Source organism: Mycobacterium shunyiense, from assembly GCF_058270035.1.
The window spans coordinates 127,200-142,244 of the sequence record NZ_JBZDPT010000007.1 but is presented as its reverse complement, the minus strand read 5'-3'; the positions used below and the strand labels follow the sequence as shown (position 1 = coordinate 142,244).

At 67.5% G+C, this 15,045-nt stretch carries 11 protein-coding genes; 3 read left to right on the top strand and 8 right to left on the bottom strand.

Translation table 11 applies throughout. The annotated features are described in order from the left end of the window. Positions 1-66: 66 nt before the first annotated feature. Positions 67-546 (bottom strand): hypothetical protein, encoded by a 480-nt coding sequence (locus AC4ELS_RS07165; RefSeq protein ID WP_463806215.1) that lies wholly within the window; start codon positions 544-546, stop codon positions 67-69. 225 nt (positions 547-771) lie between these two features. Further along, on the bottom strand, positions 772-2,529 hold the full coding sequence (locus tag AC4ELS_RS07160) for a hypothetical protein (RefSeq protein ID WP_499046547.1): 1,758 nt from the start codon (positions 2,527-2,529) through the stop codon (positions 772-774). A gap of 56 nt (positions 2,530-2,585) precedes the next feature. On the opposite strand from AC4ELS_RS07160, the gene AC4ELS_RS07155 reads away from it, so the two are divergent. Genes AC4ELS_RS07155 through AC4ELS_RS07145 form a run of 3 tightly spaced genes read left to right on the top strand, consistent with a single transcriptional unit; the run spans position 2,586 to position 5,977 of the window. Further along, complete coding sequence (locus AC4ELS_RS07155; protein ID WP_064883989.1) at positions 2,586-3,527, top strand: GDP-mannose 4,6-dehydratase; 942 nt, start codon at positions 2,586-2,588, stop codon at positions 3,525-3,527. 39 nt (positions 3,528-3,566) lie between these two features. Further along, positions 3,567-5,348: an N-acyl-D-amino-acid deacylase family protein gene (locus AC4ELS_RS07150; RefSeq protein ID WP_448445385.1), complete on the top strand. Its 1,782-nt coding sequence runs from the start codon at positions 3,567-3,569 to the stop codon at positions 5,346-5,348. 2 nt (positions 5,349-5,350) lie between these two features. Next, a complete protein-coding gene (locus AC4ELS_RS07145; RefSeq protein ID WP_448445387.1) occupies positions 5,351-5,977 on the top strand; it encodes a TetR/AcrR family transcriptional regulator in 627 nt (208 codons plus the stop codon). Here the strand turns inward: AC4ELS_RS07145 and AC4ELS_RS07140 are convergent. From AC4ELS_RS07140 to AC4ELS_RS07115, 6 genes are read right to left on the bottom strand one after another with little or no spacing between them, the layout of a single operon-like run. Next, on the bottom strand, positions 5,930-7,213 hold the full coding sequence (locus tag AC4ELS_RS07140) for a tetratricopeptide repeat-containing protein (RefSeq protein ID WP_499046544.1): 1,284 nt from the start codon (positions 7,211-7,213) through the stop codon (positions 5,930-5,932). The genes AC4ELS_RS07145 and AC4ELS_RS07140 overlap by 48 nt on opposite strands. Beyond that, positions 7,206-7,556: a DUF2304 domain-containing protein gene (locus tag AC4ELS_RS07135; protein WP_064958155.1), complete on the bottom strand. Its 351-nt coding sequence runs from the start codon at positions 7,554-7,556 to the stop codon at positions 7,206-7,208. The genes AC4ELS_RS07140 and AC4ELS_RS07135 overlap by 8 nt, the downstream gene beginning before the upstream one ends. After that, positions 7,553-8,251, bottom strand: a complete 699-nt coding sequence (gene ppgS / locus AC4ELS_RS07130) for a polyprenyl-phospho-N-acetylgalactosaminyl synthase PpgS (protein ID WP_448445649.1) — start codon at positions 8,249-8,251, stop codon at positions 7,553-7,555. The genes AC4ELS_RS07135 and ppgS overlap by 4 nt, the downstream gene beginning before the upstream one ends. 29 nt (positions 8,252-8,280) lie before the next feature. After that, positions 8,281-9,558, bottom strand: a complete 1,278-nt coding sequence (locus tag AC4ELS_RS07125; protein ID WP_448445392.1) for a lipopolysaccharide biosynthesis protein — start codon at positions 9,556-9,558, stop codon at positions 8,281-8,283. Next, on the bottom strand, positions 9,555-10,892 hold the full coding sequence (locus AC4ELS_RS07120) for a M1 family metallopeptidase (RefSeq protein ID WP_064883981.1): 1,338 nt from the start codon (positions 10,890-10,892) through the stop codon (positions 9,555-9,557). The genes AC4ELS_RS07125 and AC4ELS_RS07120 overlap by 4 nt, the downstream gene beginning before the upstream one ends. After that, positions 10,889-14,833 (bottom strand): Pls/PosA family non-ribosomal peptide synthetase, encoded by a 3,945-nt coding sequence (locus AC4ELS_RS07115; protein WP_499046541.1) that lies wholly within the window; start codon positions 14,831-14,833, stop codon positions 10,889-10,891. The genes AC4ELS_RS07120 and AC4ELS_RS07115 overlap by 4 nt, the downstream gene beginning before the upstream one ends. Positions 14,834-15,045 lie beyond the last annotated feature (212 nt).

Sequence of the window (15,045 nt, the reverse complement as noted above, 5' to 3'; positions counted from 1 at the left end):
ACTGCAGATCCCTTCTGGGGTCCGATGGAGGTAGCTGGGGATCGCTCGTGTGCGGGCATGCGAGCCTCAGCCACCGGCAGCTTTGATCTCTTCGGGGATGTCGCCGACTGTTTCCGGATAGATGCCGGTCTTGATCCAGGTCCCGTCGGGTTTCCGGTCGACGTGGGCAGTACCGACATCGCTGGAGAGCAACCATAGTTGGTCGCCGGAGGACAGCCAGGTGATGCCGACGCCGTGGCGGCTGCTGTAGGCGTACGAGTCGCGGAACACTTCGGCGCCCGTTGCGTTGTCCCGGATCACTGCCACCCAGGTGTCGACACCGTTCTGATTCGGTCCCATGTCGACCGCCACCGCATATTGCCCGGACGGTGAGTTCTTCGGATGATCGGGCCGCGCGAAGCGGTCGTCATGGCGGGTCGCGCCGCCGCCGAAAAGCCCACAACCAGCGAGCAGGCAGGCGACCAATGCTGAGATGGCTAGTTGGCGGATCACCGTGCCGACCACCTTCTTCGCCGACTGGGCCCCGGTGGCAACCAGACTGTGCAAGGCAGCGGCGCGAAGCAGGTCAGTCTGTCGTGCCGCTCGGTCGGCCAATATCGGTTTGGCCACTGCGGCTTTCGCAAATGCGACCTCGTAGGTATGCGCGCGCTCTGAGGCCGAGTTGATCGAGGCACGAGTGTCCAGCGGAGCAGCGTTGTCATTGCAGTCTGCTCACAGAACGTCCCCCCAGCAGAATCCCGACAGTCAACCGTCAGTATCTCAGCAGCTGATCTACTTCGGTGCCAGGAATCCCACGGGTCCGGGGGAGATGCAGACCGACAGCGCGGCGGTGTTGGCCTGCACGGAAATGGACTGCCCGGCGCCAGGGAGTCGGACGAACACCCGGTTGAGACCGGGCCGTACCGGCACCTTCACTTCAGGTCCTTCGGCCAGGGCCATGGTCAGGGAACCGTCGCTGTTGGCCAGGTAGTTGATCTCGGCGGTCCAATCGGCCGGCAGCAGGGGCCCGTCGAGTGGCATGACGACGGGTTCGTCGGGCTGGACCAGGAAGCCGCACTTGGGTGCGGGGCCCTCGACAATGGTGCGTACCCATGTCACTTTCGCCGGCAACAGTCTCCCGGTCCGGTCGAACATCCGCAGATCGGTTGTCGCCGAGGAGAACTCGGGCCGCGGCGAGGCGAGTGCGAACATGTGGCTGGCCAGGTTCTCCGGAGCGGCGACGCGTTGCAGGATCAGCGGATCGACCTCTTGGTCGAGCAGCGGGGCAGCCGATGAGGTGGACGCCAGCGAAGCGCGCGCATTGTTCAGATAGGCGGGCACGGGGTTGTCTTGCCACACCTTCAAGAAAGTGAAGGTCGAATACAGGCTGCTCGCCACGAAAAGCGCGGCGACACTGACACATACGGCGGTGCGCGCCGGTGACGCCGAAAGCACACGAGAGGATTCCCGGTTCGGCGCACAGAATCCCACGGCCGCCAACAGCGCCAGCACCACCACGAGGTCCGGCAGGTAGCGCAGCGTCTGCGCCAACTCCAATGCGGTGAACCGCGACGAGCGCATCAGATAGATCGGGATCTGGCATGCGACGGCGTAACCGAGGGCAACAACCAATACCGGCCAGATGCGGGTCTTGCGCACCAACACCACCGCAAGGGCGACAACGAGCACCACCCAGCCCAGCACCATCACCGAGACGGGCGGGGTGGCCCACGGTGAGGCGGGTGCCCAGCGTTGCCAGGACCACGGCCCGCCCACGATCCCGGGGACGATGCCGTGGGTAAATGAGCGGCTCAGCAGGTCCCACGTCATCCCCAGATCGAAGCTCCACCGCTTCTGATCGACGACGACGAGGTACACCCCGATCCAGGCCACGGTCAGGGCCAGGCACCCGACCCACAGCTGAAGACCGCGTCGCCACACGTCGCGCAGGCCGAAGGTCCCCGTGACGTACCCCAAGAGAGCGACGACCGCGAACGCCACGAACGGGATCACCGCGGCCTTCTCGAAGAACAGCAGTCCGCCGAGGAACACCAGAATCCCGGTGACGGCATGGCGGGGATTACCGGTCCGCACGAGCAGCACGGCCTCACCGACCACCCAGGCCAGCGCGGCCTGCATGGGAAGTGTGTTCAGCCCCGCCGCCCACCATGCGAATCCGGGCAACGCCAGCGGCGTGAACAACGCAAAGGTCAGCGGGATGAGCATTACCGGCCGCCAGCCCAGGATCACCCACAGTGCCCGCAGCAACGCCAGCGAGGCCAGCAGCTGCATCACGACCAGGCTCACGGCAGCCAGCACCCAGGAGAACGGCGCGACCCGGGTCACGGCGCCCGACACCAGGAACGCCGCGGGCATGACGTGGCCGTCGTGATCGTCGAACAGGAAGGACGGCGACAGCAGATTCTGGGTCCCGGCCCGGCCGATCAGGATCAGATCGTCCCAGTAGAAATAGCCCCCGAATGCGAGTATCGCCCGGACCACCAGATGCAGCGCGATCAGCGCAGCGGCGATGCGGGCGACCTTGTTCACTCTTGCCGACTGTACGGACCCAGCGGGGGTACATCTGCCGTCGGTATGGTGAGCCCGTGCGAACACTGGTGACAGGAGCGGCAGGTTTCATCGGATCGACGCTGGTCGACCGACTGCTGGCGGACGGGCACAGCGTCGTCGGGCTCGACGACCTGAGCTCGGGGCGGGCAGAGAACCTGAGCAGTGCCGACAACAGCGACAACTTCGAGTTCGTCAAAGCCGACATCGTCGACGCGGATCTGCTGGGCCTGTTCAAGGACACTCAGCCCGAGGTGATCTTCCACCTGGGCGCCCAGATCTCGGTGAAGCGTTCGGTGGACGATCCCCAGCTGGATTCCACGGTGAATGTGGTGGGCGTGGTGCGGTTGGCCGAGGCGGCCCGGCAGTCGGGAGTGCGCAAGGTGGTGCATACGTCGTCGGGCGGCTCGGTGTACGGCACTCCTCCGTCGTATCCGACGAGCGAGGACACCCCGACGAATCCGGCCTCGCCGTACGCGGCGAGCAAGGTGGCCGGCGAGGTCTACTTCAACATGTTCCGCAATCTGTACAACCTGGACTGCTCACACATCGCCCCGGCCAACGTCTACGGCCCGCGTCAGGACCCGCACGGTGAGGCCGGAGTGGTGGCGATCTTCGCCCAGGCCCTGCTGGCCGGGCGGCCCACCAAGATCTTCGGCGACGGCTCCGACACCCGCGATTACGTGTATGTCGACGACGTGGTCGACGCCTTCGTCAAGGCGTCCGGGGCGGACGGCGGCGGTCAACGGTTCAACGTCGGTACGGGCGTGGAGACCTCGACCCGCGAGATGCACACCGCGATCGCGCTGGCCGTCGGTGCCGCAGACGAACCGGAGATGCACCCGCCGCGGCTCGGTGACCTGCGTCGTTCCCAGCTCGACATCAGCCGGGCCAGGGATGTGCTGGGCTGGCGGCCGCAGGTGGATCTGGCCGCGGGTATCCCCAAGACGGTCGAATACTTCCGGAGTAATTCTCGCTAAAAGATTGTGAGTACTCACTTTCTCGTTTAGCGTTGCGTCATGTCCTACGACGTCATCGTTCGCAACGGCTTGTGGTTCGACGGCACCGGCGCCCCGCCGCAGGTCCGTACGCTGGGGATTCGCGACGGGGTAGTGGTCACGGTGTCCGCCACCCCGCTCGACGAGACCGATTGTCCCGACGTCATCAACGCCGGCGGTAAATGGGTGCTGCCCGGCTTCGTCGACGTGCACACGCACTACGACGCCGAGGTGCTGCTCGATCCGGGTCTGCGGGAATCGGTGCGGCACGGGGTGACCACCGTGCTGCTCGGCATGTGCTCGCTGTCGACGGTGTACGCCGACACCGAGGACGCCGCCGACCTGTTCAGTCGCGTCGAAGCGGTTCCGCGTCAGTTCGTGCTGGGTGCGTTGGAGCAGCACAAGACCTGGTCAGGTCCGGCCGAGTATGTGAAGGCCATCGACGAGTTGCCGCTGGGCCCGAATATCGCGTCGCTGCTGGGACATTCGGATCTGCGGGCCTCGGTGCTCGGGCTGGATCGGGCCACCACCCGTGGTGTCACCCCGACCGATGCCGAGCTGGAGACCATGGCGGCCAAGCTCGACGAGGCCCTCGAGGCGGGCATGCTCGGCCTGTCCGGGATGGACGCGGCAATCGACAAGCTCGACGGTGACCGGTTCCGCTCCCGCGCATTGCCGTCGACGTTCGCGACCTGGCGTGAGCGTCGACGCCTGATCAAGGTCCTGCGCAAGCGCGGACGGATGCTGCAGAGCGCGCCGAATGTGGCGAAAGTCCATGAGGCACTGAACTTCTTCCTGGAGAGCAGCGGCCAGTTCGGCCGGCGCCGGGATGTGCGGATGAGCCTGCTGGTGTCCGCCGACGCCAAGTCCTCGCCCGGCGCGGTGCGGGTGCTGGGGCCCGGCGTCCGCCTGCTCAACCGGATCCTGGGCGCCAAGGTGCGGTTCCAGCATCTGCCGGTGCCGTTCGAATTGTATTCGGACGGAATCGATCTGCCGGTGTTCGAGGAATTCGGCGCCGGAACGGCCGCGCTGCATCTCAAAGACCAGTTCGAGCGCAACAAGCTGCTCGCCGACCCCGAATACCGCCGCCGGTTCCGCAAGTCCTTCGACCGGCGTGTGCTCGGACCGACCTTGTGGCACCGCGACTTCCACGACGCCACGATCGTCGAATGCCCCGACCGGTCGCTGATCGGCAAGAGCTTCGGCCAGATCGCCGACGAGCGCGGCATCCACCCGCTCGATGCGTTCCTCGACGTCCTGGTCGACAACGGTGAGCGCAACGTTCGCTGGACGACCATCGTGGCCAACAACCGCCCGAAGTTCCTGGACAAGCTGGCCAAGGAACCGTCGGTGCACATGGGTTTCTCGGATGCCGGTGCGCATCTGCGCAACATGGCGTTCTACAACTACCCGGTGAAGCTGCTCAAGCGGGTACGCGACGCCCACTTGGCGGGCAGGCCGTTCATGACCACCGAGCATGCCGTCCACCGGCTGACCGGCGAGGTGGCCGACTGGTTCGGCGTCCCGGCCGGAACTCTGCGCCAAGGCGACCGGGCCGACTTCGTGGTGATCGACCCGGCCGGCCTCAATGACACGGTCGAGGCGTATCACGAGGAGCCGGTCCCGTTCTACGGCGGGCTGAGCCGCATGGTGAACCGCAGCGACGACGCCGTCATCGCCACCGCCGTCAACGGTGCTGTGGTGTTCCGCAACGGTCAGTTCCGGGACGGCTACGGCGAATCGGTTAAGTCGGGCCGGTACCTGAGGGCCGGTGCCGAGCAACTGGACCGCACGCCCGTATAGAGATGGCCAGAACCCAGCAGCAGCGCCGTGAGGAGACCGTCGCACGGCTACTCGACGCCGCCATCGACACCATCATCGAGGTCGGTTACGCCAAGGCCTCGGCGGCGGTGATCGCCAAGCGGGCCAAGGTTTCCGACGGCGCGCTGTTCCGGCATTTCCCGACGATGAGCGACTTCATGGCGGCCACGGCGCGGGAGGTGGCGCGCCGGCAGGTGGAGTTGGGCAGCAAGCTGGGTGCGGATATCGCCGCCGAGCAGCCGGCGCTGCCGGCGGCGCTGGCGATCCTGCGCGACATCGCCGGCAGTGAAACCAATACCGTGTGGCACGAACTGCTGATGGCGGCGCGCACTGACGAAAAGCTGCGGGGCCCGCTCCAGGCGGTGCTTACCGAGTACATCCACAACATCTACGAAACCGCCAAGCACGGGCCCGGCATGGACCAGATCCCCGAGGATGTCTTCGCCGTACTGCTGACCATCGTGATCAACACGTTCGACGGCGCCGCGATGGTGCGCCGCGTGCTGCCGATGCCGGAACTCGAGGACGCCCGGATCGCCATGTTGGCGGAGTTTGCTCAGTCGCTAACTTCCGGTCAGTTCAGAGGCGTCGCTGCCGTCCCAGAACGGTGAGAGTCCATTCCATGCCTGGGTGTCACTGACGGACAACAAGATCCGCGCTGCCTCGGTCAATGGATGGTCCTCCCCGACGATGATCGTGCTGTCCTCGACCAGCCGTCGGGCCCGCTGACCGGCCGAAGCGAATTCGTGTCCGGCCCACAGGCACCATGCGAGGTAGTAGCGCCACAGCAACGTCTGGTGTGCATCGTTACCGGCGCCCCGGACGCACAGCGACAACGCCCTTTTCGCCGTCACAACGCATTCGAAGTAGTGTGCTTGATCGGACTCTTCCTCGTCTGCGGCATCAGCCGCCCTGCTCTCGGCGTCGGGGCAGTGTGGGTCGTCGCTCTGCTCTTGAAGCTCCAGGCTGTAGGCGATATCGCGGGTCGCCTCCAGCAGGTCTTGCCACTCCATGCGTGCTGCGGCCCGCCTGTCCAGAGCCGATAGGGTCAATGGATCCGCATCGCCTCGTCCGCGGGCGAGATCCTCTGCGAGGACCTCCCATTCCGAAATGCGCTCCATCGTGTTGTCAGCTGATTCCGGGATCCACAGCGTTCGGGTATACCGGGCGGTCAACGTGGTGGGATCGTCGTGACCGAGCGCTTTCTCCAGCACCGGGATCAGGTCGTCGAGGTCGGTGAGGGTCTTCGCGGTAACCCCCATCGCCTCACCGTGCCAGCTCACTTGCGCCAGTCGCGCCGCCAACGTTTCGGGGTGGTGCTCACCGAGGAGGCGGACTCGGTGCTGGTGCACTACCAGCGCCTCCATGCTCGCACCGTAGGGATCGCCGAGATCGCGACGAGCCAACGCCGCCCCGTATGCCGCGGCCAGCGTCAGTGGGTGGCGTGCACCGAAAGCGCGAGTGTCGGCACCGCACAGGTGAACCCATCGCAGCAGGCGATCGGCCGGATCTGTTGCGCCGTCGTCGATTGCGGCCAGGGTGTGCCGCGCCCACAACGTATCGCGGTGCTCGGCACCGAGGACGCGCTCCATGGTCGGGAGCAGGTCACGGATGGCTTCGACGGCCCCGGCTTCGCCGAGGTCGTATCGCCAGCTGACCACGAGCCACGCCACAGCGAGCGTGTCCGGATGATCGTTGCCCAGGGTGGTGCGCCGGGCTTCGTGAACCTCGATGGCGCTGCGCAGTGCCCCGCGCAGATCGCCTTCGCTTTGGCGCTCGGCCGCAACAGCCAGCAGTGCATTCAGCGACGCTGGGTCGTCGGTGGTGTCGGATGCCTCGTCACTCATCTTCTGAGGGGGCAGGCACCCGCACGTTCTGCAGCGCTACGGCGCGGGCCAGCCGGGCGTAGCGCAGCTCGAGATCCTTGATGCGCAAATACGTTGACAGCGTGACGAAAACGAACGCGATGATGAGCATGTACTCCATCAGGTCCGTACCGCGGTCCACGCCAAGCCAATTCGCCACCACGGTGGTGTCGTCGGGGCGCAGGATCGCGTAGATGCCGGCTGCCACGAACAACACGAAACCGACCTTCACCCACGCCTTGGACCGTGCGCTGCGCCGTGACCCCAGCAGGTACGCCAACAGCACCAGCACCGCGACGATCAGCAGTGCCTGAATCCAGTTCACCGGGACATCCTCCTGCGTAACAACCCGTCGAAGACGATGTTCACCCCGTTGAGCAGTGGTTGCCCCTTCGACTTCGAGTAGTCGGTGTAGAGGATCTCGACCGGTTCCTCGACTACGCGCCAACGGCTTTCGTAGGCCAGCGAGATGAACTCGCCGGCGTGGCTCATGCCGTTCATCGTGAGGTTGAGTTCGTCGGCGACCAGCTTGTTGAACACCCGCAGTCCGTTGTGCGCGTCGGTGAGCCCGAAGGCGCGGCTCTGTGGGCTCAGGAATGCCGCCGCACGCAGGATGATCCGCTTCAACGGCGGGGTGTGCGTCACCGCATGGGCGTCCGGATTGGCGAACCGGGTGCCCACCACAAGATCGGCGCCGTCGGTGTCGAGCCGGTCGATCATTCGCACCACGTCCTTGACCTGGTGCTGACCATCGGCATCGAACGTGGCGAACACCCGGGCCCCTGGCCGGCTGCGCGCGTATTCGACGCCGGTCTGGATCGCCGCGCCCTGACCGAGGTTCACCGGATGGGGGACGACGTGCGCGCCGGCCCGCACGGCCAGGTCGGCCGTGCCGTCGCGGCTCCCGTCGTCGACACACACCACGTTAGGGAAAACCGAGCGCACGTCCGAGATGACGTCGCCGATGATGCTCGCCTCGTTGAAGGCGGGGATGATGATCCAAATGTCGTGAAAGCGCATGTCGATGGGCACCAAACTACACTCCGGCCTTATGTCGCGGCCGGAGCCGCTCCGTTTCGTGCCAGCGTCGCGCGCGCCAGCGCGCCCAGGTGAACCGCGATGCCCACCAGCGGTCCGCACAGCAGTGCGATGACGGTCCGGGTCTCCAGCCCGACTGGCAGCAGCAGCAGCGCCACGGCCGCGACAGTGGCGATGATCCAGCCCAGTGCGTAGGCCCGGTGCAGGGCGGCTGCGACCGTCGCGGCGCCGGTCAGCGTGAGCATGGCGATGGCGACAGCGGCGGCGGTCAGCCAGGCCAGCAGGGGTCCGCCCGCCCGGTACTCGTCGCCGAATCCCACCCGCAGCAGCCACGGCCCCAGCAGTCCGGCCGCGGTCACACCCACGGCACCCAGCGCGGCCACGGCGGCGGCGGGGGCCAGCAATGCCCGCAGCCGCTTGTCGCGTTGGTCGACGAAGTGCGCGATCAGGTTGCCCTGCATCGCGGTGAGCGGAACCAGCAGCGGTGCGCGTGTCAGCGTCACGGCCAGGATCACCACACCGCCGGCCGCACCCAGGTCACCGGAGGTGGCCTTGAGCAGCACCGGGAATCCCATCACCAGGATCGCGCTGGCGCCGGCCGCAGCGATCGAGTGGGCCGCCCCGCGCAGGAACGTCGCGGGACTGCCCGCGGTGAGCAGGCCGGCGGCCAGGCGCGCCGCCGGTGCCGCGATCAGCATGATCAGCCAGGCCACCGCGCCGGCCACGGTGGCCCACAGGAATCCGGCCAGGCCCCAGCCGAGAACGAACGTGGCGGCCGCGACAGCCACCCGGATTCCGGCGTCGGTGACCATCAGGGCCCCGTACTCGGTCCAGCGGTTCACTCCGGCGAGCATGCCGAGCAGGGTGGCGTGCAGGCAGAATCCGGCCAGTCCGACGCTGAGCAGCACCACACTCAGCGCCCGGGACTCGGCGAATACGTGCGAGCTCCACAGCGGTGAGCTGAGCGCGATCACCATGGCCGCGACGATGCCGACCAGCCCCGCGATCCGCATCGGGTGGGTGCTGGGGCTTCCGGAGAGGTCACGGTGACGTGCAGAGCGGACTTCGCGGGTGGCCTCCTGCAACAGCCCGTTGGCGGCGCCGGTCACCAGGCCGAACGCGCCCCAGAACACACTGAAGATCGAGAAGCCTGCCGGCTCGAGGTCGCGGGCGGCCAGATACAGCACGGCATAGCCGCACAGTGCGCTGATCGCCGTCGCCAGCCCGACGCGGGCGACGCTGCTGCGCGTTATCGGTCCAGTTGCTGGGGCGGCGCCGCCATCGGTCACAGGTCTGGCAGCTCTTTCGAATACAGCCACGCCTGCCACAGCGGCTGCAGCGGCTCGTCGGTGTAGCCGGCGGCCAGCCCGGTGAAATCGTCGGTGAACGCCGTGCTGTGACGGTAGCGGGCTGTCCAATCCCTCAGTAGCGCAAAGAAATTGCGGTCACCGATCAGGGTGCGCAACGCGTGCAGGGTCAGTGCGCCGCGTTTGTAGACCCGGTCGTCGAACATGTCCTCGGGCCCGGGATCGGAAAGCAGCAGATCCTGGGGCTTGTCGCGCAGCCGTTCGTAATAGTGCTCGGCCCACTCCGCGGCGGTATGCCCGCCGCTGTGTTCGGACCACAGCCACTCCGCGTAGCAGGCGAATCCCTCGTGCAGCCAGATGTCGCGCCAGCGTCGCGCCGTCACCGAGTTGCCGAACCACTGGTGGGCCAGTTCGTGGGCGATCAGCCGTTCGGCGCCGCGGTGCCCGTCGCAGTGGTTGGCGCCGAAGATCGAGATGCCCTGGGCCTCCAACGGGATCTCGAGATCGTCCTCGGTGACCACCACGGTGTAGCCGCTGGCCAGCGGATAGGGGCCGAACATCTTGATGAAGAGCTTCATCATCTGCGGCTGGTCTTGGAAGTCGTGCTCGAAATTGCGGCGCAACCGGGCAGGCAGCACTGCGTGCATCGGTACCGGTGTCTTGGTCAGCCGGTGGTTCTCGTACTGGCCGATCTGCAGGGTGATCAGGTAGGTCGATGTGGGTTCGGCCTGCTCGTAGGTCCACACGGTGTGCCCGGCGCGGGCCTTTCGGGAGATCAACTCGCCGTTGGCCAGGGCGTAGTAGGGGCTGTCGGTGCTGATCTGGATCCGGTAGCTGGCCTTCGAACTCGGATGGTCGTCGCACGGGAACCAGGAGGCCGCCCCGTTGGGTTGGCCGGCCACCAGGGCGCCGTTCGACAGTTCCTCGAAACCGACGTCACCCCAGAAGGATTCGATGGGGCGCGGGGTTCCGTTGTAGCGGATGACGACGGTCATCGCGGCGCCGGCCGGCAGTGCCGTGGGCAGCGTGATCGACAGCTTCCCACCCGAACATCGGTACTGGGCGGGGCGGCGGCCGTTCACCGAGACCCGCGACACCGTAAGGGCGTCGGACAGGTCGAGGGTGAAGTTGCGCACCGCGGCCAAGGTCACCGCGGTGATGGTGACGGTCCCGGCCAGCCGGTTGATCGCGACCTTGTATTCCAGGTCGAGTTCGTAGCGCGACACCCGGTACCCGAAGTTGCCGTTGCGCGGCAGATACGGGTCGATCACGGGTTGGGGTACCAACTTCTTTGCGGCTTTCTTCGATCGGGTCACGCGGCCGGGTCTTCTGTCTTCTTCGCAGTCTTGTCCGCGTTTTTGTCGGGGGCCTTGTCGCCCCCGCGTTTCTTACCGAACATGTTCCACGGTGCGATCGGGTTGCCCTGCCAGCGCGTCGACGGTGGTACCTCGTCGCCCCGCATCACCAGCGACCCCGGCCCGACCGTGGCGCCGGCGCCCAGGCGGGCCGCGGGCAACGCCACACAGTGCGGTCCCAGCGTCGAACCTTTTTCGAGCACAACGCTGTCCAATCGCATGATGCGATCGTGGAACAGGTGGGTCTGCACCACGCAGCCGCGGTTGACGGTCGACGCCGTCCCCAGCGCCACCAGATCGGCTTCGGGCAGCCAGTAGGTTTCGCACCACACGCCGCGCCCGATCGAGGCGCCCAGTCCGCGCAGCCACAGGTTCATCACCGGGGTGCCGCTGGCGGCCCGGGCGAACCACGGTGCGGCGACGGTTTCGACGAAGGTGTCCGACACCTCGTTGCGCCAGACGAACGACGACCACAAGGGATGCTCGACCGCGCGAATCCGGCCGACCACCAACCACTTTGCGATCACGGCGATGGTCCCGGCCAGCAGGCCGGCGGCGAGCAGGACCAGACCCCCGGTCAGCGCCGTCCACAGGAAACCGAACCGGATCGTCACGGCCTGCATCGCCCCCAGCACCGCGACGCCGATCGCGAAGGTGACGATCACGGGTATCAACCGGCAGGTCTCCACTGCCGAGCGCATGATCTTGAGCCGGGTAGACGGGTGGAACGTGCGGAGCGCGTCGGCGGCGGTGGCGTTGCGGCGCAACCGGACCGGCGGGCTGCCCAGCCACGACGAGCCGGCCTTGGCCTTGTGCGGAGTGGCCGACAGGACGGCCACCAGGCCGTCATTGGGCACCTTGCGGCCCGGCTGCGTGATACCGGAGTTGCCGAGGAAGGCGCGCTTGCCGATCGTCGCCTTGGCAACGTGGATCCAGCCGCCGCCCAGCTCGTAGGACGCCACCATGGTGTCGTCGGCGAGGAACGCGCCGTCCTGCACCTCGGTGAACTTCGGGGTGAACAGGGCGGTCGAGATCTCGGTGTCCTTGCCGACTTTCGCGCCGAGCAGGCGCAGCCACCACGGCGTGAGCAGGCTGGCGTAGATCGGGAAAAGGTAGTTGCGGGCGGCGTCCATCAGGCGTTCGGTGGTCCACAGCTGCCAGCCCACGCGGCTGCGCACGGGGTGGTAGCCCTCGGACAGTCGCACCGAGAGGATGCGCACCCCGATCACGGTCAGCGCGGCGTAGGTCAGCAGTGCCACCGCGGCGGCGGCCGGCGTCCATGCCAGTGCGGGCAGCAGCGCGTCGGCCGGTGAGGCGGTGCCGTGTATGCCCCAGACGATCACCGCGAGGCCCGCGGCCAGGGCCAGCAGCGGCAGGCCGGCCAGCAGCAGCGAGGACACCCCGTACACCCCGACCCACAGCGGGGCGCGTCCCGGCCGGTGATCGGGCCACGGGTGGCGGGCCTTGCCCGATTTCACCGCGGGTGAGCCCTTCCAGAACTGCCCGTTCTTGACCTTGCCGGTCACTGCCGAGCCGGGCGCGACATCGGCGTTCTTGCCGATGCTGGCCCCGGGTAACAGCGTGGTGCGGGCGCCGATCGTGGCGTCGTTGCCGATCGTCACGGGCCCGACGTGGAACAGGTCGCCGTCGATCCAGTGCCCGGTGAGGTCCACCTCGGGTTCGACCGAGGCGCGATGACCGATCTTGAGCATGCCGGTGACCGGCGGCGCCGAGTGCATGTCGACGCCCTTGCCGACGGTGTTGCCCAGGGCGCGGGCGTAGTAGACCATCCACGGTGCCCCGGCCAGGTTCTCGGCGCCGCTGGCATCGGCCAGTCGCTCGGCGATCCAGACCCGTAGATGGACCGGGCCGCCGCGGCGGTAGGTGCCGGGCTCAAGCCCGCCGAGCAGCATCCGGGCGAACAGCACCGCGATGCCCATGCGCCCCAGTGGTGTGACGAACAGCAGGAACCCGGCCAGCACCCACCACCAGCTGAGCGGGTGCGCCCACGGCACGATCCCCGAGATGGCGGCGATGTTGTTCAGCAGTGCCAGCCAGACCACCCACTGCATTCCGGTGAGGGTGGCCAACGGCAGCGACAGTGCGACCTGTGCGGCCTGAGTCAGCAGCGGGGTCGGCTTGACCTCGCGGGCTTGGATCGTCGGCGGGGGTTTGAGTTCGTCGAGATAGCCGGCGAGTGAGCCGAGCCGGGGATGGTCGTAGAGGTCGGCGACGGTCACCAGTGGGTAGCGCTGGCGTAGTGCGGCGACCAACTGCGCGGCGGACAGGGAGCCGCCGCCCAGGGCGATGAAGTCGGCCTCCGGTCCTTCGACCGCCGTACCGAGAACGTCGCGCCACAACCCGGCCAGCCAGCCCATGGTGCCGTCGAGTTCGGGGGCGTCCTGATCGGCACCGCCCGGCGGCGGCCACGGCAGTGCATTGCGGTCCACCTTGCCCGACGTGCGGGTCGGGAGTTCGTCGAGCAGCACCAGGCGGGGCACCAGCGCGGCCGGCAGCGACTCGGACAGCGCCACCCGGGCCGCGCCGAGGTCGAAGTCGGGATCGGTACTGGCGATGTAGCCGACGAGCAACGGGGTGCCGCTGGCGGTCTTGCGGACCGCGGCCGCACCGCCGCTCACACCGGGCAGGTGCACCAGCGCGTTGTCGACCTCACCCAGTTCGATGCGGCGGCCGCCGACCTTCACCTGGTCATCGGCCCGGCCCTGGAAGTACAGGCCGTCGTTCTCCAGACGGACCAGGTCGCCACTGCGGTAGGCCCGGTTCCAGCCGAGCGTCGGCATCGGGGCGTACTTTTCGGCGTCCTTCTCCGGATCGAGGTAGCGGGCCAGGCCGACGCCGCCGATCACGAGTTCGCCGACCTCACCGACCGCCACCGGCAAGCTGTCCTTGTCCACCACCGCCAGGTCCCAGCCCGCCAGCGGCAGGCCGATGCTGACCGGTCCCTGGCCGTCGAGTTGCGCGGCGCAGGCCACCACGGTCGCCTCGGTGGGGCCGTAGGTGTTCCACACCTCGCGGCCGTCGACTGCCAAACGGGCGGCCAGCTCAGGTGGGCAGGCCTCGCCACCGAAGATCAACAACCGGACGGCTTCCAGCGCCTCCGCCGGCCACAGCGCCGCCAGCGTCGGCACCGTGGACACCACGGTGATGTCGCGGCTCACCAGCCACGGGCCCAGATCCATGCCGCTGCGCACCAACGACCGCGGGGCGGGCACGAGGCAGGCGCCGTGCCGCCAGGCCAGCCACATCTCCTCGCACGAGGCGTCGAAGGCCACCGACAGCCCGGCCAACACCCGATCGCCAGGGCCAATCGGGTTGTCCTGCAGGAACATTCGCGCTTCGGCATCGACGAATGCGGCGGCGCTGCGGTGGGTGACGGCCACACCTTTCGGGGTACCGGTCGAGCCCGAGGTGAAGATGATCCAGGCGTCGTCGCGCCCGAGTGGCTCGGCGGCGCGCCAGCCGCGCGACGATCCAGGCCCGCGGACCAGGCCGGCCTCGGTGATCACCCCGACCACGTTGGCCTCGCCGAACACCAGCTCGGCCCGTTCGTCGGGGTCGTCGGCGTCCACCGGGACGTAGGCGGCACCGCAGGCCAGCACCGACAGGATTGCCACATACAGCGCATAGCTGCCCGAGGGCATCCGGATTCCGAGCTTGTCGCCGCGGCCGATACCGCGTGCCGCCAACCAGGCCACGCTGTCGGCGACATCGGCGATGAGCTCGGAGTAGGTGAGTTGTACGGAACCGTCATCGAGGGCCGGCGCGTCGGGAAAACGCCTGGCGGTGTCGTTGAGGATGTCGACGAGTGTGCGTGGCTCGGGGGCCAGTGGGGATAGCACGTACTGCGGTGGAATCTCGTGTGCACTGGCGGCAGCTGTCACGAGTACAAACTACTAAGCCCGCGTCGAGACGGCTCGCCGGTCGGTGCGGCGTGCCGGTTCGATTTCGATTCGTGGGGTCCGTCAGGCAGACTGGTCGGCGGAGGGGAGTATTCCTTCGCTGCGATGTCGTCATCACGTCGGTCGTCAAATGATCGATCGGTGTCGCGGGCCGGTGCGGGTAGCCGGTGGAAGAGACCTCCGGCGTTTTGACG

What these genes read in the sequence shown, in the direction of transcription:
- AC4ELS_RS07150 (WP_448445385.1), top strand. Translation starts at nt 3,567, where the DNA reads ATGTCCTACGACGTCATCGTTCGCAACGGCTTGTGGTTCGACGGCACC.
- AC4ELS_RS07140 (WP_499046544.1), bottom strand. Translation starts at nt 7,213, where the DNA reads ATGAGTGACGAGGCATCCGACACCACCGACGACCCAGCGTCGCTGAAT.
- ppgS (WP_448445649.1), bottom strand. Translation starts at nt 8,251, where the DNA reads ATGCGCTTTCACGACATTTGGATCATCATCCCCGCCTTCAACGAGGCG.
- AC4ELS_RS07145 (WP_448445387.1), top strand. Translation starts at nt 5,351, where the DNA reads ATGGCCAGAACCCAGCAGCAGCGCCGTGAGGAGACCGTCGCACGGCTA.